Source organism: Pseudoxanthomonas sp. YR558 (assembly GCF_900116385.1).
In the GTDB taxonomy this organism is placed as follows: domain Bacteria; phylum Pseudomonadota; class Gammaproteobacteria; order Xanthomonadales; family Xanthomonadaceae; genus Pseudoxanthomonas_A.
This window is the reverse complement of sequence record NZ_FPCI01000002.1, coordinates 631,932-652,871: the sequence shown is the minus strand read 5'-3', so window position 1 is coordinate 652,871 and position 20,940 is coordinate 631,932. Positions and strand designations below refer to the sequence as shown.

General features: G+C 69.1%; 21 protein-coding genes and 1 pseudogene. 13 read left to right on the top strand and 9 right to left on the bottom strand.

From position 1 onward, the window contains the following. Positions 1-3: 3 nt before the first annotated feature. Positions 4-846 carry a pyrroline-5-carboxylate reductase gene (proC, locus tag BM365_RS14610; RefSeq protein ID WP_093490242.1) on the top strand — a complete coding sequence of 281 codons (843 nt, stop codon included), beginning with the start codon at positions 4-6 and terminating at the stop codon, positions 844-846. Between the two features lie 61 nt (positions 847-907). Further along, positions 908-1,363, top strand: coding sequence for a DUF4426 domain-containing protein (locus BM365_RS14605; RefSeq protein ID WP_093490241.1), 456 nt, complete (start codon positions 908-910; stop codon positions 1,361-1,363). Between the two features lie 167 nt (positions 1,364-1,530). Here BM365_RS14605 and BM365_RS14600 read toward each other — a convergent pair whose 3' ends face one another. Genes BM365_RS14600 through pdxH form a run of 3 tightly spaced genes read right to left on the bottom strand, consistent with a single transcriptional unit; the run spans position 1,531 to position 3,380 of the window. Next, complete coding sequence (locus tag BM365_RS14600) at positions 1,531-2,325, bottom strand: cobalamin-binding protein (protein WP_093490240.1); 795 nt, start codon at positions 2,323-2,325, stop codon at positions 1,531-1,533. A 3-nt stretch (positions 2,326-2,328) separates the two neighbouring features. Beyond that, positions 2,329-2,781 carry an aminoglycoside 6'-N-acetyltransferase gene (gene aac(6'), locus BM365_RS14595; RefSeq protein ID WP_233210818.1) on the bottom strand — a complete coding sequence of 151 codons (453 nt, stop codon included), beginning with the start codon at positions 2,779-2,781 and terminating at the stop codon, positions 2,329-2,331. Then, on the bottom strand, positions 2,778-3,380 hold the full coding sequence (gene pdxH, locus BM365_RS14590) for a pyridoxamine 5'-phosphate oxidase (RefSeq protein ID WP_093490238.1): 603 nt from the start codon (positions 3,378-3,380) through the stop codon (positions 2,778-2,780). Before pdxH ends, aac(6') begins: the two co-directional genes overlap by 4 nt. 32 nt (positions 3,381-3,412) lie before the next feature. On the opposite strand from pdxH, the gene BM365_RS14585 reads away from it, so the two are divergent. Then, positions 3,413-4,249: a kinase gene (locus tag BM365_RS14585; RefSeq protein ID WP_233210817.1), complete on the top strand. Its 837-nt coding sequence runs from the start codon at positions 3,413-3,415 to the stop codon at positions 4,247-4,249. 144 nt (positions 4,250-4,393) lie between these two features. Here the strand turns inward: BM365_RS14585 and BM365_RS14580 are convergent, their stop codons facing one another. Beyond that, positions 4,394-4,597 (bottom strand): dodecin family protein, encoded by a 204-nt coding sequence (locus BM365_RS14580; protein WP_056878080.1) that lies wholly within the window; start codon positions 4,595-4,597, stop codon positions 4,394-4,396. Between the two features lie 103 nt (positions 4,598-4,700). Here BM365_RS14580 and BM365_RS14575 point away from each other — a divergent pair, with 103 nt between their 5' ends. The 5 genes from BM365_RS14575 to BM365_RS14555 are packed head-to-tail and all read left to right on the top strand — an operon-like array spanning position 4,701 to position 8,369. Further along, a complete protein-coding gene (locus BM365_RS14575; RefSeq protein ID WP_093490237.1) occupies positions 4,701-5,243 on the top strand; it encodes a shikimate kinase in 543 nt (180 codons plus the stop codon). Continuing rightward, entirely contained in the window at positions 5,240-6,343 is a 1,104-nt protein-coding gene (gene aroB / locus BM365_RS14570; RefSeq protein WP_093490236.1) for a 3-dehydroquinate synthase, read from the top strand. The genes BM365_RS14575 and aroB overlap by 4 nt, the downstream gene beginning before the upstream one ends. A gap of 9 nt (positions 6,344-6,352) precedes the next feature. After that, positions 6,353-6,607 (top strand): WGR domain-containing protein, encoded by a 255-nt coding sequence (locus BM365_RS14565; protein ID WP_093300856.1) that lies wholly within the window; start codon positions 6,353-6,355, stop codon positions 6,605-6,607. A gap of 18 nt (positions 6,608-6,625) precedes the next feature. Next, positions 6,626-7,696: a uroporphyrinogen decarboxylase gene (gene hemE, locus BM365_RS14560; protein ID WP_093490235.1), complete on the top strand. Its 1,071-nt coding sequence runs from the start codon at positions 6,626-6,628 to the stop codon at positions 7,694-7,696. A 40-nt stretch (positions 7,697-7,736) separates the two neighbouring features. Continuing rightward, positions 7,737-8,369, top strand: a complete 633-nt coding sequence (locus BM365_RS14555) for a hypothetical protein (RefSeq protein ID WP_093490234.1) — start codon at positions 7,737-7,739, stop codon at positions 8,367-8,369. Positions 8,370-8,378: 9 nt separating this feature from the next. On the opposite strand, the gene BM365_RS14550 is transcribed toward BM365_RS14555, so the two are convergent. Together BM365_RS14550 and BM365_RS14545 are read right to left on the bottom strand one after the other, a co-directional pair. Then, positions 8,379-9,332, bottom strand: coding sequence for a hypothetical protein (locus BM365_RS14550; RefSeq protein ID WP_093490233.1), 954 nt, complete (start codon positions 9,330-9,332; stop codon positions 8,379-8,381). Further along, entirely contained in the window at positions 9,332-12,901 is a 3,570-nt protein-coding gene (locus tag BM365_RS14545) for a hybrid sensor histidine kinase/response regulator (RefSeq protein ID WP_093490810.1), read from the bottom strand. Before BM365_RS14545 ends, BM365_RS14550 begins: the two co-directional genes overlap by 1 nt. Before the next feature lie 109 nt (positions 12,902-13,010). Here BM365_RS14545 and BM365_RS14540 point away from each other — a divergent pair, with 109 nt between their 5' ends. The 3 genes and pseudogenes from BM365_RS14540 (at position 13,011) to BM365_RS14530 (ending at position 14,852) form a co-directional block, all read left to right on the top strand. Further along, positions 13,011-13,682 (top strand): YceI family protein, encoded by a 672-nt coding sequence (locus tag BM365_RS14540; RefSeq protein ID WP_093490232.1) that lies wholly within the window; start codon positions 13,011-13,013, stop codon positions 13,680-13,682. Continuing rightward, a pseudogene (locus BM365_RS14535) lies at positions 13,679-14,245 on the top strand (cytochrome b); the annotation flags it as partial. The gene BM365_RS14540 and the pseudogene BM365_RS14535, both read left to right, overlap by 4 nt. A 46-nt stretch (positions 14,246-14,291) precedes the next feature. After that, complete coding sequence (locus BM365_RS14530; protein WP_093490230.1) at positions 14,292-14,852, top strand: YceI family protein; 561 nt, start codon at positions 14,292-14,294, stop codon at positions 14,850-14,852. On the opposite strand, the gene BM365_RS14525 is transcribed toward BM365_RS14530, so the two are convergent. Continuing rightward, the gene (locus BM365_RS14525; protein WP_139227443.1) at positions 14,821-15,435 is read right to left on the bottom strand and encodes a DUF3365 domain-containing protein; all 615 of its coding nucleotides are present in this window, start codon (positions 15,433-15,435) and stop codon (positions 14,821-14,823) included. The genes BM365_RS14530 and BM365_RS14525 overlap by 32 nt on opposite strands. A gap of 101 nt (positions 15,436-15,536) precedes the next feature. After that, a complete protein-coding gene (locus tag BM365_RS14520; protein WP_093490228.1) occupies positions 15,537-15,764 on the bottom strand; it encodes a glutaredoxin family protein in 228 nt (75 codons plus the stop codon). 72 nt (positions 15,765-15,836) lie between these two features. Here BM365_RS14520 and BM365_RS14515 point away from each other — a divergent pair, with 72 nt between their 5' ends. Continuing rightward, positions 15,837-17,219, top strand: coding sequence for an L-serine ammonia-lyase (locus BM365_RS14515; protein ID WP_093490227.1), 1,383 nt, complete (start codon positions 15,837-15,839; stop codon positions 17,217-17,219). Here the strand turns inward: BM365_RS14515 and BM365_RS18080 are convergent. Next, on the bottom strand, positions 17,206-17,613 hold the full coding sequence (locus tag BM365_RS18080; RefSeq protein ID WP_199186242.1) for a helix-turn-helix transcriptional regulator: 408 nt from the start codon (positions 17,611-17,613) through the stop codon (positions 17,206-17,208). The two genes, BM365_RS14515 and BM365_RS18080, sit on opposite strands and share 14 nt — an antisense overlap. 268 nt (positions 17,614-17,881) lie before the next feature. On the opposite strand from BM365_RS18080, the gene BM365_RS14505 reads away from it, so the two are divergent. Next, positions 17,882-20,914 (top strand): ligand-binding sensor domain-containing diguanylate cyclase, encoded by a 3,033-nt coding sequence (locus BM365_RS14505; RefSeq protein ID WP_093490226.1) that lies wholly within the window; start codon positions 17,882-17,884, stop codon positions 20,912-20,914. Positions 20,915-20,940: the final 26 nt, after the last annotated feature.

Here is a 20,940-nt window from a genome sequence, read left to right as displayed (position 1 = left end):
GCCATGACTCCTTCCACGTCGCGTGTGCTGACGCATCCCCTGGCCTTCATCGGCGGCGGCAACATGGCGCGCAGCCTGATCGGCGGCCTGCTCAAGCGCGGCGCGGAGCCCTCGCGCATCCGCGTGGCCGAGCCCAACGAACCGCTGCGCGCCGCGCTGGCAGCCGACTTCGGCGTACAGGTGTTCACCGAGGCCGGGGAAGCGGCCTACGGCGCGGACACCTGGCTGTTCGCGGTGAAGCCGCAGGTCATGCGCACGGTGTGCGAATCGCTCGCGCCGATGGCGCAGGCGCAGCGCCCGCTGGCCGTGTCCATCGCCGCCGGCATCACCGTCGCGCAGATGCAGCGCTGGCTGGGCGGTGGCGTGCCGGTGGTGCGCAGCATGCCCAACACGCCCGCCCTGCTCGGTGCCGGCGTCACCGGCCTGCATGCGAGCGATGAGGTCGACGCGACCGGGCGTGAGCGCGCGGAACTGCTGCTCTCCGCCGCGGGCCCGACCGTCTGGATCGATGCCGAAGCGAAGATGGACGCCGTCACCGGCGTGTCCGGCAGCGGTCCGGCCTACGTCTTCCTGCTGGCGGAGGCGATGGAATCGGCGGCGGTAGCCGAAGGCCTGTCGGCCGACGCCGCGCGCACGCTGGTGCTGCAGACCGTCCTGGGTGCGGCGCGCATGCTGACCGAAAGCGGCGAGACACCGGCCGAATTGCGCCGCCGCGTGACCTCGCCCAACGGCACCACACAGGCGGCGATCGAGACCTTCCAGGCCGGCGGCTTCGAAGCCCTCGTTGCTCGAGCCGTGCGTGCGGCGACCGCACGGGGCGGCGAACTGTCTGCGGCGAACGATTGACGCCGCATCCGGCCCGCTCAGCACCTCGTAACGTACCTACGACACACAGGCACCGACGCCGATGAAACTCCTGATCGCCCCCCTGGTTCTCGCCCTGTCCTTAGTCGCCTGCTCCGGCGGTGAGACGCCGCGTGCTGCCGAATTCGTCCCACCGGCGCCCGCCGAAACCGACTTCGGCAGCCTGCGCGTGCGCTACAACGCGCTGCCGACGCTGGCGCTGAGCGAGCCCGTCGCGAAGCAGTACGGCGTGCAGCGCGATGCCGGTACCGCGCTGGTGCTGGTCGCCTTGCGCGAGGTGAAAGGCGCCGAGGAACTCGATGCCGACGGCGACGTGAGCGTCACCGCGCATGACCTCTCGGGTGCGCGCCAGGTCGTCACGCTGCGCAAGGTGGACGCCGGCGAGTACACCGACCTGATCGGCACCGCGCGTATCTCGCCGCGCAACTCCTATCGCTTCGAGATCGTGGTGCAGGCCGGTGGCCGCACGGAAACGGTGAAGTTCCAGCGGAATTTCTGAGGTCGGTGGGACCCGATGTAGGAGCGACGTAAGTCGCGACCGCACGCCGTCCCTATCGAACTGGCCGTTGCAGAACACCGTGATGATGACGCACCCGCCCTATCGAACGAGCGGATGGCGTCTGGTCCGCGGTCGCGACTTACGTCGCTCCTACAGAAGCGTCAACCTCAGGACTGGCGAGCCGCCCACGCCTGCACGATCGCCGCGATCGCCTGCACGCCATCGGTCAGCGCGGCCGGCCCGGGCTGCAGGATCAGCGGAGACTTGATCTCGTGCAGTTCGCCGTCGCGGACGGCGGGGATCGCCTCCCACCCTGGACGTGCCGCTACGCGCTCGGGCCGGAACTTCTTGCCGCACCATGAGCCCAGGATGAGGTCGGGTGCGCGCCGCACCACCTCGCTGCCGTCGGCGAGGATGCGGTGCTTGGCCAGCGACTCGCGCGCCATCTCCGGAAACACGTCGTCGCCCCCGGCGATGCCAATCAGCTCGGACACCCAGCGGATACCGGTGATCTGCGGTTCGTCCCACTCTTCGAAGTACACCGTCGGCCGGCGCGGCAGCCGCGCCGCCTGCGCACGGACATCGTCCAGTCCGCGCGCGAGCGTGTCGGCGTACGTGTTGGCGCGCGTCGCGGCGCCCACCAGCGCGCCCAGCCGCCGCACGTAGTCGACGATGCCGTCCACACTGCGATGGTTGCTGATCCACACCTCCACGCCCTGCCGTACCAGCTCGGCGGCGATGTCGGCCTGGATGTCGGAAAAGCCGATGGCGAGATCCGGTTGCAACTTCAGGATGTCGTCGATCTTCGCGCTGGTGAACGCGCTGACCTTCGGCTTCTCCTTGCGGGCCTGCGGCGGACGCACGGTGAACCCGCTGATGCCGACGATGCGGTCCTGCTCGCCCAGCGCGTACAGCGTCTCGGTCGGCTCTTCGGTCAGACAGACGATGCGGCGCGGGCCCATGCGTCAGGGGTCCAGCCGCTTGCGGAAGTAGACGACGCGCTCGGTCTCTTCGAAACCGCAGGCGGCGTGCGCGGCATGGCCGCCGGTGTTGTCCAGCAGCGCATCGGAAGCCAGTTCCGTGCAGCCCCGCCCGCGGGTCCACGCCTCGATCGCGGCGACCAGCGCGCGGCCCACACCGTGGCCACGCCATGCCGGATCCACGTACCAGCCTTCAAGAAAGCCCACCGGCGAGCCGTCGGTGCCATTGACGTAGTCGTGGCGCAGGCCGGCTTCGGCCAGGCCGATGGCGCGGCCGTCGGCATCGAACGCCAGCACGGCGAGCGCCGACGCCGCATCCCACGCGCGTGCTTCCTCACGCAGCTCGGCGAGGTCCGCATCCGGCCACAGCGCCAGGCGCAGGCTGGCCCAGGCCGCCACGTCGTCCGGCGTTGCGACCGCGATGCGGATGGCGCTCAAGGAAACAGCATCCGCTTGCTCCACGCGCCCGCGGCATCGCATTCGTAGCGCCAGCGCTCGTGCAGGCGGAACTGCGCGCCATACCAGAACTCGATGGCGTCGGGCGCCACGCGATAGCCGCTCCAGCCCGCCGGCCGTGGCACGTCGCTGCCGTCGAAGCGCGCTTCCACCTCGGCCATGCGCGCTTCGAACGCTTCGCGCGAGTCCAGCGTCTCGGACTGGATCGATGCCCACGCGCCCAGCTGGCTCTGGCGCGGACGGGAGGCGAAATACGCATCGGCCTCGGCGTCGCCGACCGGCGTCACCGCGCCTTCCACGCGCACCTGGATGCCGGCCTCGCGCAGGCTGCGCCACAGGAACAGCAACGCAGCGCGCGGATTGTCGTGCAGTTCGCGGCCCTTCTGGCTGTGCGTGTGCGTGTAGAAGACGAAACCGCGTTCGTCGAACGCTTTCAGCAACACCGTGCGCGCGGACGGATGGCCGTCCGGCGTGGCGGTCGCCACCGTCATCGCATTGGGTTCGATTTCGGTGCCCGCGGTCTTCGCTTCGCCGAACAGCGTGGCGAACGTGGACAGGGCCTCGGCGTACAGATCGGTCATGGCATCGCAACGGCAGCGCCCGCATCCCGGGCATGCGCTATTGTCGCGCGATGACGACACCCGTGCATCCCGAGGGTTTTCCAGCGCTGCTCGTCGACGACGCGCTGCGGACGGCACGCGCATCGCGGGCGACCCCTCCGGTGTTCGCCATCACCGGCCTGCAGGGCAGCGGCAAGTCGACGCTGGCGGAGCAGCTCGCGGCCCGGGCGCGCGCAGAAGGCCTGCGCGTGGCGGTGCTGTCGCTGGACGACCTGTACCTGACCCGCGCGCAACGGCAGCGGCTCGCGGCCGAAGTGCATCCCTTGCTCGCCACGCGTGGCCCGCCCGGCACCCACGATGTGGCGCTGGGGTGTCGCGTACTGGATGGGTTGCGCAACGGCGAAGCGGTGGTCCTGCCGCGCTTCGACAAGCTGGCCGACGATCGTGCGCCCGACGATGCCTGGACACGGATCGACGGCCGCGTCGACCTGGTGGTGTTCGAAGGCTGGTGCCTGAAGGCGATGCCCGAGGACGACGCCGCGCTGGCCACGCCGATCAATGCACTGGAGCACGACGAGGACGCGGACGGCCGCTGGCGCCGCCATTGCAACGACGCCTTGCGCAACGATTACCCGGCGCTGTGGTCGCGCATCGATGCGCTGTGGTTCCTGCAGCCGCCCGGCTTCGAGATCGTGCGCACCTGGCGCTGGGAACAGGAGCAGGCCCTCGTTGCGCGCGACCCGCAGCGGGCCGGCATGGACCGCGCGCAACTGGACCGCTTCATCCAGCACTACGAACGCACCAGCCGGCACCTGCTCGCGACGCTGCCGGCGATCGCCGAACGCGTCGTCAGGCTGGATGACCAACGAAGGCCGCTCTTGCCGTTGTAGGAGCGACGTCAGTCGCGACCGCACGGCTTGGCGAACGGAAGAACCCGACGTTGGGCGTGTGCGGAGCCGGCCGATGAACTCCAGGACCCCGCAGGTCAGCGGTCGCGACTGACGTCGCTCCTACAAGAGATCCGCGCCGCCCCCTCACGTCACCACGAAGCTGATCCGCAGGTTCACGCGCCACTCGGTGACGTTGCCGCCGTCGTCGGTGACGACCTTGATCTCGTTCACCCAGGCGCCCTTGATGTTCTTCACGGTCTCGGAGGTCTTCTTGAGGCCGACCTTCACCGCATCTTCCATGCTGGTCTTGGACGAAGCGTTGACCTCGATGATCTTGGCGACGGACATGGTGCGTTCCTCTTCGGTGGCCCGGCCGATGCCGGGGAGCCACCGTAGTCCCGTCGGTGTTAAGGCCGCGCCACGCGCGGGCGGTGCTAGCATCTAGCCCATCATGAATCCGGCCCCCAACCTGATCCTCGTCGGCCCCACCGGCGCGGGCAAGACCTCCATCGGCAAGCGCGTGGCCGAACGCTTCGGGCTGGCCTTCGTCGATGCGGACCAGGCCATCGTGGACCGCACCGGCGCCAGCATCGCGACATTGTTCGAACACGTGGGCGAAGCCGGCTTCCGCGAACGCGAGAAAACCACCCTGCGCGAGCTGCTCGCCGGCCACGGCCAGCTGGTCTCCACCGGCGGCGGCGCGGTGCTCGATGCCGACAACCGGGCCCTGATGAAGCAGCGCGGTTACGTGGTCTACCTGCAGGTGAGTGTGGACGCGCAGCTGCGCCGCCTCGGCCGCTGCACCAATCGCCCGCTGCTGCAGCGGCCGGATCGCGAACAGGTGCTGCAGGAGATGGCCACGCTGCGCGAACCGCTGTACCGCGAGATCGCCGATCTGTCCTTGGACACCAACGGGCTGACCCCGCCGGAGGCCACCGCCCGCCTGACCCAGCTGCTGGCGCACCGCTGGCAGCCCATCGAAGAGAACGCATGAACCACGCACGCACCGTCGATGTCGGCGGCGAGATTCCCTACACCATCACCATCGGGCCGGGCCTGCTGGGCGACGGCGCCGCGCTTGTGCGCCATGTGCGCGGCCGGCACGTGCTGCTGGTCAGCGATTCGGTGGTGGCGCCGCTGTATGCAGGCGCCGTGCGCGAGGCGCTGCATGCCGCGCGCCCGGATCTGGCCATCGGCACCTTCATCCTGCCGGCGGGCGAAGAGTCGAAGACGCTGGCCCACTTCGGCCATGCCATCGAGGCGCTGGCCACGCTGGGCGCCACCCGCGATGCCTGCGTGGTCGCGCTCGGCGGCGGCGTGGTGGGCGACCTCGCCGGGTTCGCGGCCGCCTGCTGGATGCGCGGCGTGGATTGCGTGCAAGTGCCCACGACGCTGCTGTCGATGGTGGATTCGTCGGTGGGTGGCAAGACCGCGGTCGACATCCCGCAGGGCAAGAACCTGGTGGGCGCGTTCCACCCACCGCGCGCGGTGTTCGCCGATACGGCGGCGCTGGCCACGCTGCCGCCGCGGGAACTGCGCGCTGGCCTGGCCGAGGTGATCAAGTACGGCGCGATCCGCGATGCACGCTTCTTCCAGTGGCTGGAACAGGAACGTGCAGCGCTGCTGGCGATGGACGGCGAAGCGCTGGCCCTGGCGATCGCGGCCAGCTGCGAGCATAAGGCGGAGATCGTGGCTCGCGACCCGCTGGAGAAGGGCGAGCGCGCCCTGCTGAATTTCGGCCACACCTTCGGCCACGCCATCGAAACCGAACAGGGTTATGGCGGCCTGGGCAACGACAACCTCAACCATGGCGAGGCGGTGGCGGTGGGCATGGTGCTGGCGGCGCGGCTGTCCGCGGAGCTGGGCCTGGCGCCCGCCGCGGACACGGACCGCCTGGAAGCCTTGCTGGCGGCCTACGGCCTGCCGGTCCGGATGCCGGCCGGCCTGGCGCCCGAGGCCCTGCTGGCCCGCATGCGCCTGGACAAGAAGAACCTCGCCGGCCGCCTGCGGCTGGTGCTGTGGCGCGGGCTGGGCCAGGCCGAGGTGGTGCCGGACGTGGACGAAAGCCGGGTGTTGGGCGTGCTGTCCGGCTAAAATGTCGCCATGCGCGTCTTCCTCCAGCAACGCCCCGACGCGGGCGAAGCGCCCCGCTACGTCCAGCTGACCCTCCAGCCCGATTTGTTCGGGGGCTGGGAGCTGTTGCGCGAAACCGGCCAGATCGGCGGCCGCGCCACGCTCAAGCGCGAGCAGTACCTGCTGCAGGACGAGGCCAATGCGGCCTTCGAGAAAGCGCGCGACAGCCACCTCAAGCGCGGCTTCCAGCTGATGTTCGCCCGCGGCGCCGACGCGCCCAAGTAACCCTTTCCCGGAACCACGATGACCGCTTTGAAGAACGATCGCTTCCTGCGCGCGCTGCGCCGCGAACCCGTGGACTGCACGCCCGTCTGGCTGATGCGCCAGGCCGGCCGCTACCTGCCGGAGTACCGCGCCACGCGCAAGGAAGCCGGCAGCTTCCTGGGGATGGCGAAGAATCCGGAGATCGCCTGCGAGGTGACGCTGCAGCCGCTGCGTCGCTACGACCTGGATGCGGCGATCCTGTTCTCGGACATCCTGACCGTGCCGGACGCGATGGGCCTGGGCCTGTACTTCGTCGAAGGCGAGGGCCCGAAGTTCGAACGTACCGTGCGCAGTGCCGCCGACGCCGCCAAGCTCGGCGTGCCGGACATGGAAACCGAGCTGCGCTACGTGATGGACGCGGTGCGGGTGATCCGCCGCGAACTGGACGGCAAGGTGCCGTTGATCGGTTTCTCCGGCAGCCCGTGGACGCTGGCCTGCTACATGGTGGAAGGCGGCGGCAGCAAGGACTTCGCCCGCATCAAGGCGATGGCGCTGAACGAACCGGCCGCGCTGCACCGCCTGCTGTCGGTCAACACCGATGCCGTGATCGCCTACCTGGCCGCGCAACGCGCCGCCGGTGCCCAGGCGCTGCAGGTGTTCGACACCTGGGGCGGCGTGCTGAGTCCGGCGATGTACCGCGAGTTCTCCCTCCCCTATCTGCAGCGCATCGCGCATGAGCTCGACCGTGGCGAAGGCGCGGAGCGCACCCCGCTGATCCTGTTCGGCAAGGGCACCGCGGCCTATCTGGAAGCGCTGGCCGCCACCGGCGCCGAAGGCGTGGGCGTGGACTGGCTGATCGAACTCGGCGATGCCGCGCGCCGCACCGGCGGCAAGGTCGCGCTGCAGGGCAACCTGGACCCGGCCACGCTGTACGGCTCGCCCGAGGCGATCCGCGCGGAAGTGAAGCGCACGCTGGACAGCTACCGCGACGGCAACGGCGGCTCGCGGGAGGGCCATGTGTTCAACCTGGGCCACGGCATGTCGCCGGACATGGATCCGGAACACGTCGCCGTCCTGGTCGATGCGGTCCATACGTTCAGTAGGCGATGAATCCCGCGCGGCCCCGCCGCGCCCCACCCGGAGTGACGCAATGGAATGCCGCCACCTGCTTGCCCCCGCCGCCGCCGGCCTGTTGCTGGTGGCCGGCGTGCGCGTGCGCGCCGAGGAAGCGGCGCCCCGCACCTTGCTGGTCGCCGGAGGCGATTTCCCCGCCTTGGTGATGGTGGTGCCCGCCGAACAGGCGGGCTTCGGCCGCGAGATGCTGCCCGGCTGCGACCGCATCCGCGCGCGCCGCCTGGACGAACTCGCGCCCGGCTGGCGCACGCGGGTGATGCGGGTGGAACTGGACTGCGAGGACACGTTGGCCGACGACGCGCGCGACGCGCTCACCGCCGTCACCGCGCGCGCGGTGCTGCAGCCGGATCGTGTGCGGATGGCGGACCAGCCTGTCGCCGAAATCCGGCTGATGGATTCGCAGCGCTGGGGCGATCATCAGTACGTGGTCGATGCGCCCTACGCCACTGCGGCACCGGCGCTGCGCCGGCTCGTGGAAGATGCCTGCCGCCAGCGCACGCTGGCGCAGGAAGTCCCACTGGAGACCTGCACGATGGTGGAAGCGGATGCCGGCTTCTACCTGCCGCACGATGCGGTCGGTGGCATCTGGATCCATGCCGATCCGGATGACGCCACTCGCACGCTGTACGTCGAAGCCTGGGCCGACTGAGCGACGGCGTCAGCCCAAGCCAGAGCGCGGGCTCCTGAGCCGTGGCGCGGTGCCATCGCTGCCCTCGCCCGGAAGCCGGTACTCGAAGCGGATCTCGCGCATGCCATCGGGTACGGCGACCTCCATCATCTCGGGCGACACGCAACGCCCGCGCAGCACGTCGCGGATCGACTGCGCCTCGTTCCGCAGCCGCGCCGCGTCGCCTTCACGCGCGATGACGCTGGGCCGCAGGTAGACCGCATCGTCGGCGATCCACATTTCCTCTTCCTGCCCGTCGTTGGTGCTGGCCAGGATCGCGTCCGGTCTCGGGCCGTCCGCCGGCATGGGGCGCGCCTGCAGCACTTGCCGGCACGCGCCGGTATTGAAGATGCGGACATCCGCGGCGAAGCCTGCCAGGAGCATCTCCGCCTGCCGCTGCGCGTCCTCGTCGGATGTCTCGTCGGCCTCCACGCTGTACCGGATCTTGACGAAGTACAGGTCACGCACCGTCATCGCCAGCACCGAGCGGTAGCGCGTGTCGCGCATCGGCATTTCCATGACGAAGGAACGGGCCTTCAAGGCCAGATGGCCGAGCATTCGCTCGCCCATGACCGGCGCCGTCGTAAAGGTCCGCGCTTCGCCCAGACGCACCTCGCCTTCGTTGCGCTGACGCGCGATCTGCACGATCTCGTCGACACCCTGCTGGAACGCCCGCTCGAAGACCGGATCGAACATCACGCCGGCCGGATACAGGTACAGGTCCATCCAGCGATCCTGCTTGCGGGTGTCCTGATAACGCACCGCGACGCCCAGCTCGGGCTGCTCGAAGCGTTTTTCGCCGACGGATTCCCAATCGCCCACGCGCAACGGATACAGCGCACGCGTATCGGTGATGTAGTCGCCCAGCAGCGGCGGCTCCGGCGACTCAGCCCACGCCGGAGCGACCATCACCATCAAGGCGACGATCCAGCAACGCATCTTCATCACGAGGCCTCCCCCGGCTCGACATGGGCCGCATGTCCCCGCAGTACGGCGATCACCGTCGCGAGCATGTCGCCAGTGACAGGCTTGCGGATGAACTCGTCGAAGCCTGCCTGCCGCGCCGCAGGTTCGGCTTCCGCGTCGGTGCGCGCGGTCAGTGCGACCAGCGGCGTCGCGATGCCGCGCATCCGCAACTGCTGCGCCAGCGCCATGCCATCGAGCCCGGGAAGATCAAGGTCGAGGAAGGCCACGTCGAAGGCCGCCCCCGCGACTTCCGTCAACGCCGCCAGACCATGCGGCGCGTGGGTGACCCGATGCCCGCGCGCGCGCAGCAGGCCAGCCACGACGTCCGCGACGGTGGCGTCGTCTTCGACCAGCAGGATCTCCAGCGGTCCCGATTCCGCATGCGCATGCACGGCCTCGCCCACGGTCGGAGCGGCGATGTCGCCGCTGCCGGTGGCCTGCAGGCCTGGCAGATCGACGAAGAACCGCGTGCCCTTCCCGGGTGCGCTATCGACGGCGATGCGCCCGCCCATCGCGACGGCGAGTTCCTGGCAGATCGCCAGTCCCAGACCGCTGCCACCGTAGCGCGCTGTCGTCTGCGCGCCTTCAGCCTGTTCGAAGCGACGGAACAGGCGTTCCTGCTGCTCGGCGTTGATGCCGGGGCCGGTGTCGCCGACTTCCAGGCGCACGCCCTGCCCCGCCATCGGCAGCGCCCGCAGCGAGACGTGCCCGGCCTCGGTGAACTTGATCGCATTGCCCAGCAGGTTCAGCAGGATCTGGCGCAGGCGCAGCGGATCACCTCGCACGATGCGCGGCACACCGGCGGCGACGCCGTCGTGGAAGGCGAGCCCGCGCTTGCCGGCCACCGGGCCCATCAAGGCCACCACGTCGCTGAGCAACGCATGCAGGTCGAACTCCACCTGCTGCAGTTCCAGTTTTCCCGCTTCGATCTTGGCCAGGTCGAGCGCATCGTTGACCAGCCGCAGCAAGTGCATGCCGGCGCGCTGGATCGCATCGGTATAGCCCTTCTGCCGCGTATCCAGCGGCGTGGCCTGGAGCAGTTCGGTCATGCCCAGCACGCCGGTCATCGGCGTGCGGATCTCGTGACCCAAGGTGGCGAGGAAGCGCGTCTTCGCCAGCGAGGCCTGTTCCGCGATTTCGCGCTTGTGCTCGGCCAGTTGCCATGCGCTGCGTCGGCGCACGCGGCGCCGGTAGGCCGCGCCGAGCGCGAGCAAGAGCAGAACACCCAGCACCGCGAACAGGGCCAGCCCCCACGCGCTGCGCCACCACGGCGGCAGCACGTGCACGGCCAGCACCTGTTCGCGTGCGGCATTACCGGCGGCATCGAACGCCTGGATACGCAGACGGTAACGACCGGGCGTGAGCGCGGAGAACACGCGCTCGCCGCTGGCACCCTGGTCGACCCAGCCGTTGTCGAAACCTTCGAGAAGCGAACGATACCGATTGCCGAGGGGATTCTCGTAGCTGAGCAGCCGCGTGCCGACGAGCAGCTCGTGGTCTTCGGGACGCAGTTCGATGCCTTCGCCTGCCGGCAGGTGGATCACGCTGTCGCCGCGGCTGACCTGCAGGCTGTCGAGCACGAGATTCGGCGTCACCGGACGCGGATCGGGCAGGTGCGTGTCGAGCAGCGCGACCGAACCATCCGCTGCGGTCGTGACCAGCAAGCCTTCAGTCGTCATCAGCAGGCCGCGATCATTGAGCTCCTGGCTCAGCAGGCCTTCGCGCACACCGAAGTTGCGCAGCAGCGCGCGCGAGCCGCGCAGGTTCGCATCAATGCGGAACAGGCCGCGGCGCGTGCCCAGCCAGACGCGGCGTTGCGGGTCGACCGCCAACCCGGTGGACTCCACGGCGGGTAGTCCCTCGGCTGCGCCGATGCGACGCTCGCGGATCCACTTTCCACCCTCGTGCCGCCATGCTTCCACGCCCGACATGCGATGCAGCCAGAGGCGGTCGGCGTGTTCGAACGCGAAGGCGTAGACGCGGTCGGTGCCCATCTCCGCCACCGCCGAGAAGCGTTCCGAGGTCGGATCCCACTGCAGCATGCCTTGTGCACCGCCGACCCAAGCGCGCCCATCCGGCGCGACGGCGATGCCCTCGATATCGGGCAATCCGGTACCCGCATCGGGGTCCTTCAAGATGGTGCGCAGCACGTGTCCGTCGGCGTCGCGCTGCTGCACGCTGCCCATCTGCGTGACCAGCCAGACGCTGCCGTCCGCGCCTTCCACCAACCAATCGATCGACGTGGAATCGGGTACGGCATCGTCGCCTTCGTGCGCCCATTCCGTTCTCGCACCCGTCGCCGGATCCACGCGCATGAGCCCATTGCGATGACCGATCCACAACAGCCCGCGCCGATCCTGCAGCACCGACGTCAACCGCAGCTCGGCGAGCGCGGCTGCGTGATGCGCCAGCGGCGCGACATGGCCGTTGCGGGTATCCAGGCGTTCGACCTTGCCGGTGCTGCTGGCCATCCACAGTCCACCGGGACCGGCTTGCGAAAGGCCGCGATACAGACCGCCGCCGAGCCCCTGCGCTGTCGAGAACGCCGCGATACGGCGCCAATCCGAGCGAAGGTAGGCGAGGCCGCGCGTCGGTACCGGCACCCACAGGCCGCCGTCGGGCAGCGCGAGCACCGTCTGCAGCACGCGGCCGATGCCGACACCTTGCGCGTCGTAGTTCACCGGCGCGGGTGCGCGATCGCCTTCGGTACGCCACAGTCCGCCCTGGCTGGCCAGCCAATACTCACCCTGCCCGTCGCTGGCCATCGCAATGACGGCATTGGGGCGGGCGAACATCGGCGACCAGGGCGGCGATACCCAGCGCCCATCCGCGAGGCGACGGTGCACGCCATCGGACGCGCCCACCCACAGCGTGTCGGCATCGGCCGTGACCGAGTAGATGATCAGATCTTCGCCTGCGGGCAAGGCGACACGCTGCACGCGCCCGCCTTCGACCTTCGCCAGCCCGGACATCGTGCCCGCCCACAGCACGCCCTTCGCATCGAACGCAAGCGACAGCACGTTGTCCGACGGCAGGCCTTGTGGGTCGGCAGCGTCGGAGGCGAACCGCGTGATGCGGCCATCACCCGCCAGCCGGTGCAGTCCGCCGCCGAACGTGCCGAACCAGACATCGTCGCCGCGACTGGTGATCGCGAAGACATCATCGCTGCCCATCTGCGGATGGTCGGCCTGGCGGTAATGGCGGAAGCCGGCGCGGTTGGCGCCCATGACGCTGAGCCCACCGTTCTCTGTCGCCACCCAGATCCTGTCTGCCGCATCGATGTGCAGCGCCTGCACGACGTTGCCGGGCAGCGAGGCCGCGTCGGCCGGATCGTGGCGCCACACCTTGAAGCCGACGCCGTCATAACGCGCCAAGCCATCCCAGGTGGCGACCCACAGGTAGCCCGATCGATCGCGTGCGAGCGCGGGGATGGTGGCGGACGGCAAGCCATCACCGGCGCCCAGCAGGCGGAAGCGCGGAATCTCGGGCACCGTCGCCTGCACGGACGCGCAGACCCACCACAGCAGCAACAGCCATCCCGCGCGCATCGCCATTCCTGCCTGCCCTCGTCCCTGTCGACCGTTCCGGCATCGTCGCAACGGACCGTTGCACGTGCAAGCGGGGTATCTTCATGGGCCGGCCCCTAGAATCCGCCCCATGCCCGGATCGTCCGCCCGCCGCCTGCTGTTGAGCTCGCTCTTCCTGCTGGCCTTGTTGCCCGCCGCAGCGCGCGCGCGCGATGCGTTGGCCGAGTACCGGCTGGACCCGGTTCACACGCGCGTGATGTTCGCCCTCTCGCACGCGGGGTTCTCCAAGGCCCTCGGCACCGTGTCCGGCAGCACCGGCACGCTGGTGTTCGATCCGGACGACTGGACCCGCGCGAAGGTCGACGTGCGCGTGCCGATCGCCCGCGCGGACCTCGGCGACGCCGACTGGAACAAGGCCACGCTGGCGAAATCCCTGCTCGATGCCGAGGGTCATCCCGAAGCCCGCTTCGTCTCCACCCGCGTCGAACCGGTCGATGCGACGCATGCCCGCGTGCACGGCGACCTGACCCTGCGCGGCGTCACGCGCGAGGTCGTCCTGGATGTGGTGCTCAACGCCGCCAAGCGCCATCCGATGCCGCCGTTCCGCCGCACGGTGGGCTTTTCCGCCACCACCACGCTGAGCCGCGCCGACTTCGGCATCACCGCGTGGAAGTCGGTGATCGGCGACGAGGTGGAGCTGCGCATCGAAGCCGAGGCCACCTACGACGGCAAGGCCGACGATGATGCGCCGGCCACCGACACCCCGCCTTCCCCACCCCCACCGCCGGAGCCGACGCCATGACCTTGAAGAACACCGACGACCGTTGGGGTGCGGTAAGCCAGCTATTCCACTGGGTCATCGTCGTGCTGATCCTGGTGATGGCGTATATCGGCCTGACCATGGGCGACCTGCCCAACGGTCCACGCAAGATCAATATCTATGCGCTGCACAAGTCGATCGGCCTGACAATCCTGGCGCTGGTCGTGCTGCGCGTGCTCTGGCGCGTGTACGCCGGCGCCCCGGCGCCCGTCGCCGGCACGCCCACGTGGCAGCAGCGCATCGCCTCGGTGACGCACGTGTTGCTGTATGCCCTGCTCTTCGCGATCCCGTTGTCCGGCTGGGTGCTCAATTCGTCGGCCGGCTATCCCCTGCAGTGGTTCAAGCTGTTCAACCTGCCGGCGATCACCGGCCGCAACGACGGCGTGCACGAAGCCGCCGAAGGCGCGCACGAGCTGCTGTTCTGGGTGCTGGTGGTGCTGGTGGTCGCGCACGCCGGTGCGGCGCTGTACCACCACCTGTTCCAGGGCGACACCACGCTCACCCGCATGCTGCCGGGACGCCGCAAGGCCCTTGCGCCGGCACCCGTCGCGGCGCCCGCTCCCTCTTCCCCCACTCCGCAGGATTCCCCCGATGAAAACCCCTGATCGCGCGCGCCTTGCGCTCGCCTTCCTGCTGCTCGCCACCGCAGGCCACGCGGCGGCCGCCGATTACGTGCAAGCCCCTGGCTCGACGCTGGTGTTCGCCAGCAACTACCAGGGCGAGACCTTCACCGGCAAGTTCGGCAGCTTCGCCACCACGATGAGCTTCGACCCCAAGCAGCTGGCCACCAGCAAGCTGGACGTCGCCATCCAGTTGGCGGGCACGCAGACCGGCAACAAGGACCGCGACGACACGCTGGTGTCGAGCGATTTCTTCAACGTGGGCAAGTTCGCGCAGGCGCGCTACACGGCGACCAAGTTCCGCGCGCTGGGCGGCAACCAGTACGCGGCCGACGGCACGCTCACGCTGCGCGGCGCGAGCAAGCCGGTGACGCTGACGTTCACCTGGACGCCCGGCGCGCAGCCGGTGCTGACCGGAAAGGCGACGGTGAAGCGGCTCGACTTCGGCGTCGGTGGCGGCGACTGGGCGGACACCTCGACGATCCCGAACGAGGTCGCGATCAGTACGAAGGTCGTGTTGAAGCCGCGTTGATACCCTGGGGCCGGCAGTCCCGCCGGTCGGTCGCATCCGGCGCCACGGTGACGCGGCCCAGCCCGTAGCTGAGGGCACCCAACACATCGCCCTCGCGGTGGTCGCGATGGCACGCCAGGCAATCCAGGCGGGCGCGGATGGGTCCCATCGCGCGCTCGCCGCTTGGTCCTGCTTGCACCACGATGTCGGCGCCACTGACCAGCCTGGCCAAGGCCTCGCGCTCCCACGCCTGCAGTGTGCGGGTCGACGTGGGTAACGCGGGCATGGCGGCATCATCGTCGCGGTGCTGGAAGCCCATGAACCCCGCGCGATGGACGACGGGAGGATCGTGCCGGGCGACGCCGACCAGTTCGACGTCGAACACGCAGCGCCCTTTCTCGCCTACGCCTTCGAACTGGTAGTGGCGCATGCGCGCCATCATCGGCGTGACCCGCCGCTTGCCGAATCCCTGGCTGTCGATGAAGGCCTCGACGAAGGCGTCGTGCATGCGGCGCAGGGCCGCGTCGTCTTCGCCCGGGGTTTGGCCGCGCGCGATCGGCGCACCGATTGCGATCACGGCAAGCACCAGCAACCCCCATCGCATCCGACCCATCGGTGAACCCCCGTACACAGACGACGCCAGCCTAGCCCGCCACGCTCACGCCGGGATGTCGCGTGCAGCCACCGTTTCGCGGACGGACAGCTTCAGGGTTGCAGGAACGCGGCCACGGCCTCGACGCCGAACGGCCAATCCAGCTCCGCACCGCTGTCGCTGCGATGCAACACGGGCACGCGGATGCCGTAGCGCGCTTCCAGCGCGTCGTCCTCATCGATGAAAACGCTTTCGAACTCGGGAATCCGCGCGTTCGCCAGCACGTCGAGGGCAAGGTCGCAGAGGTGGCAGTCGTCGCGCTGGTAGAGGATCAGGGGCATTGCAGCTACGGAGTGAAAGGCGACGGGTGCGTACCTGCTTAGAATAGCCGCCTTTCCGCAGCGGCTCGCAGCATGGCAGTCAGTACGTTCGACCTGTTCAAGATCGGCATCGGCCCCAGTTCCTCGCATACCGTCGGGCCGATGCGCGCCGCGGCGCGCTTCGTCGCGCGCTGGCTGGTCGATGCCGGGCGCCTGCAGGACGTGGGGCGGATCCGTGCGGAAGTGTTCGGTTCGCTCGCGCTGACCGGGCGTGGGCACGGCACCGACAAGGCGGTGCTGATGGGCCTGGAAGGCCACTATCCCAACGAGATCGATCCCGACATCATCCCGCCGGCGCTGGAGCGCATCCGCACCGGCAAGCGCATCCGGTTGGGCGGCACGCACGAGGTCGCCTTCGATGAGAAGCGCGACCTGTTGATGAACAAACGGCAGAAGCTGCCGTACCACACCAATGGCATGCGCTTCACCGCGTACGACGCCAACGACGAGGTGATCGCCACGCGCGATTACTATTCCGTCGGTGGCGGTTTCGTCGTCAACCAGGACGACGCGGCGGTGGACCGCATCGTCGCCGACGAGACGCCGCTGCCGTACCCGTTCAAGAGCGGCGACGAGTTGCTGGCGCAATGCCAGCGCAGCGGCTTGAGCATCGCGGCGTTGATGTTCGAGAACGAGAAGGCCTGGCGCAGCGAGGACGAGATCCGCGACGGCCTACGCGCGATCTGGAACGCGATGCAATCGTGCATGGCGCGCGGCATCCGCGAGGAAGGCACGCTGCCCGGCGGCTTGCACGTGTCGCGTCGCGCACCGACGCTGCATCGCGAGCTGTCCAGCAAGCCGGAAGCCGCGATGCGCGATCCGCTGACCGTGCTGGACTGGGTGAACCTGTATGCGCTGGCCGTGAACGAGGAGAACGCCGCCGGCGGCCGCGTGGTCACCGCGCCTACCAACGGCGCGGCCGGCATCATCCCGGCGGTGCTGCACTACTACGATCGTTTCTGCCCGGGCAACAGCGAGCAGCGCGTGTTCGACTTCCTGCTCACTGCGGCGGCCATCGGCATCCTCTACAAGGAGAACGCCAGCATCAGTGGCGCCGAAGTCGGCTGCCAGGGCGAGGTGGGCGTGGCCTGTTCCATGGCGGCCGGCGGATTGGTCGCCGCATTGGGCGGCAGCCCGAGCCAGGTCGAGAACGCGGCGGAGATCGGCATGGAACACAACCTGGGCCTGACCTGCGACCCGATCGGCGGCCTGGTGCAGATCCCGTGCATCGAGCGCAACGCGATGGGCGCGGTGAAGGCGATCAACGCCAGTCGCATGGCGATGCGCGGCGACGGCAAGCACAAGGTGAGCCTGGACAAGGTCATCAAGACCATGCGCGACACCGGCCGCGACATGCAGGACAAGTACAAGGAAACCAGCCGCGGCGGGCTGGCGGTCAACGTCATCGAGTGCTGACGGCGCCGCAAGCGCGGGCGTCCCGCGCACAGGCGGCATCGGCACGGTTGTCGCGCAGGGCCATGTCCTTGCCGATGGTGTAACCGAACCAGACCACCAGCAGGACCAACAGCATCGCCATCACCAGCCAGGCGGGGAGCCTGGCGGCGGGCGGACCCGTCATTGCTTCACTGGACGTTACCGACATGACGCCTCCATCGGCGGTCAGATCGCTCACCGCAACGTCCAGGGCCGAGGCCAGCGCCAGGCAGGTGTCGTGGGACGCGCCTGCGCCCGATTCGATCCGCTGCAAGGTGCGGGTACTCAAGCCGGCGACCGTCGCCAGGTGTTCCTGGGACCAAGCGCGCTGCTCGCGCAGGGTCCTGATCCTTCGTGCATCCAGTTTCATGTCCATGGGCGTGGGGGCGTCGCTGCCAGTGTAAGCGGGGCCTGATCGTCGCCCGGTGACGCCGCGCCGACCACGACACCGACCCGCCACCGGGCCGACAGCCTTGCGAGGCAGGGCTTTCGCGCCCTTTAGACACACCGTTGCGGGCCGATACGGTAGAGGTAAACAGACTTACCGGAGACGCGCCCTGTCCGATCACACGGACAAGACCCGCCGCGGCCGGCCTTCCTGGCGGCGTCGACTGGCGGCGTGGTGCCTGCCCTTGCTGGGCGGGATGGCGCTGCTTTGCCCGTCCGCGCACGCGTTGGACCCCTCCAAGTCGTTCCATCACTACGTCCGCAACCACTGGAGCCTGGAACAGGGCCTGCCCCAGCTCAGCGTGCTGGCGATCGCCCAGGACAAGCCCGGCTACCTCTGGTTCGGCACCCAGGCGGGCCTGAGCCGTTTCGACGGCGTGCGCTTCACCAACTTCGACCTGGACAACACGCCCGAACTGCCCAGTACCTGGATCCAGGCGCTGCGTACCGACCGCGACGGCCGCCTGTGGATCGGTACGCCGCAGGGATTGGCGGTAAGGGAAGGGAACCGCATCCGCGCCGTTCCCTTGGCACCGGGCGAAGCGGCCGGCGTGGTGGACGTGCTCGCCTTGTCGGCCGATGCCGCCGGACGGCTGCTGGTGGCGACCAGCCGCGGCGTGATGGTGGTCGCCGACGGTCGCCTGAAGATGCTGCACCCCATCGCCGATGGCGGCGCGCTGGCCCTGCATGTCGATGAGGACGGCGCGCTCTGGGTGGGTGGCCGCGGTCGTGTCCACCTGTTCGACGGCGAAGGCGAACGCACGCTGCCCCTGCCCGACGCCGCATCGCTCAACACGATCACCTCGCTGGCACGCCACGATGGCCGCCTGTGGGCGGGTACCGATGCAGGCCTGTTCGTCCTGATGGGCCGCCAGTGGCATCGCCATGGCGACGTGGCGGCCGCCAGCGGCGGCATCCAGGCGCTGCACGAAGATCGCGACGGCATCCTGTGGGCGAGCACGCGTGACATTGTCTACCGCCTGCGCCGGGGCCGGCTGCTGGAGCGGATCCGCGGCGACGGGCCGCTGGCGGAGATCCGCGCGTTCTACGAAGACCGCGAATCCAACCTCTGGCTGGGCAGCAACAACGAGGGCGTGAGTCGAGCATGGAATGGCTGGACGCGCCGCTACAGCCGCGCCGAGGGCTTGTTGCAACCGCTGCTGTGGTCGACGGCGCAAGGCCCCGATGGCCGCATCTGGGTAGGCAGCGACGATGGCGTGAGCGTGCTCGAGGACGGCCGCTACCGCCTGCTCGTCCCGGGGCCCGCGTTGCCGCATCCCGCCGCCTACAGCCTGTTGCCGGAAGACGGTCAGACCTGGATCGGCACGCGCGACGGCGTTGCGCTGTACCGCGACGGCCGGGTGCAGCGACCGCGCGTGCTCGACGCCCTGGATGCCGCGCAGGTGAATGGCATCGTGCGCGACCGCCAGGGACGACTGTGGTTCGCCACCAGCACGGGGCTTTATCGTTGGGATGGCGGTGACCGCCTGCGCCATTACGCCACGAAAGCCGGCTTGCGCGACGCGCGCGTCCGCGTCTTGCTGGAAACGCGTGACGGTCGAATGCTCGTGGGCACGCAGAGCGGGTTGTACGAATTCATCGACGAGCGCCTGGTACCGGTTCCGCTCACCGGGACTGGCATCGATGCGCCCCACATCGTCGCGTTGCACGAACTGGCGGGCGGCCAGTGGCTCGCCGGCGCGCTGTCCGAGGAAGTGATGCTGGTGTTCGATGGCCAGCGTTGGACGCGGCTCGACAAGACGCGCGGCATTCCCGCGAACGCGCCGTTCTTCTTCGCCGAGGACGGCAACGGTTTCCTCTGGGTCGGTGGGCTGCGTGGCATCTACCGGGTGCAGGTGGCCGACATCCTCGCGGCCACGCAGGACCCCGCCAAGCGCGTCACGGCGCGCACGCTGCTCAACGAGCGCGGCGACCGCCATGGCGGCCAGAAGGGCGACTGCTGCAACGGTGCCGGCAACAGCCGCGGCTTCATGACCGACAACGCGGTGTGGTTGCCCACCCGCGACGGCGTGGTGGTGATGGCGACGGACCAGCCGCTGGACAACGATTACGTGCCGGAATCGGTGATCGAGCGCGTGCAGGTCCAGGGCCAGTGGCGACCCGCCGATGCGGCGGCGATGTGGTCGCTGCCCAACGCCGCGCGCGACCTGCGGTTCGAGTTCACCACGCTGAGCTTCCAGGCCTCGGACCACATCGACATCCGCTACCGGTTGAAGGGCTACGACGAAGCATGGAAGCTGCTGGACGATCCGCACCAGCGCAGCGCGACCTACACCAATCTGCCTGCCGGGCGGTACGTGTTCGAGGTCATCGGCACCAATAACAGTGGCGTGTCCGGGCGTGCGGCAGCGATCCAGGCGTTCACCATCGCGCCCTATTTCTATGAGAGCCCCTGGTTCTACGTGCTGTTGGCGATGGCGCTCGGCGTGTTGGTCCTGCTGTCCAACCGTTGGGTCCTGCGTCGACACCAGAACCGCAACATCGCGTTGGAGCGCCTCGTGCAGCAGCGCACGCTGGACCTGCAGCAGGCCAACCGCCAACTCGAAGCGATCAGCCTCACCGATCCGCTGACCGGCCTGCACAACCGCCGCTACCTGACCCGCCAGCTGCCGGCCGACATCGCGTACTACCAACGCATGCCAAAATTCGCCACGGGCGCGGACGTGCTCGCGTTCGTACTGCTCGACATCGACCATTTCAAGTCGATCAACGACGGCCACGGCCATCAGGCCGGCGATCACGTACTGCAGACCGTCGCGCATCGCCTGCGCACGCTCTCGCGCGACGGCGACTACGTGATCCGTTGGGGGGGCGAGGAATTCCTGATGGTGTTCCGGCCGATGCCGCGGCACGACCTGCACGCGCTTGGCCGACGCATCTGCACCGCCATCGCCAGCGAACCGGTGGATGTCGCCGGCAAGCGTCTCCAGGTGACGGCGTCGCTTGGCGTGATCGGTTATCCGCCCTTTCCCGAAGCACCCGATCTGTTGGGGTGGGAACAACTCGTCTCGCTGGCGGATCGTGCACTGTACGAGGTGAAGGCGCACGGGCGAAATGGCTGGGCGCTTTACGAAGCCTCGCCGTCGCCCTCGCCATTGCCCGATGCCGACCACGTGCGCCGCGACCCCGGCGAGCTCGTGCGAGACGGCCACCTCACGCTGCGTGGCCCGCACCATCCCACAGCAGCGGCGCCATCGCCGTCCGATTGACGGCAGGTGGCCGTTCCTTAGCCGGC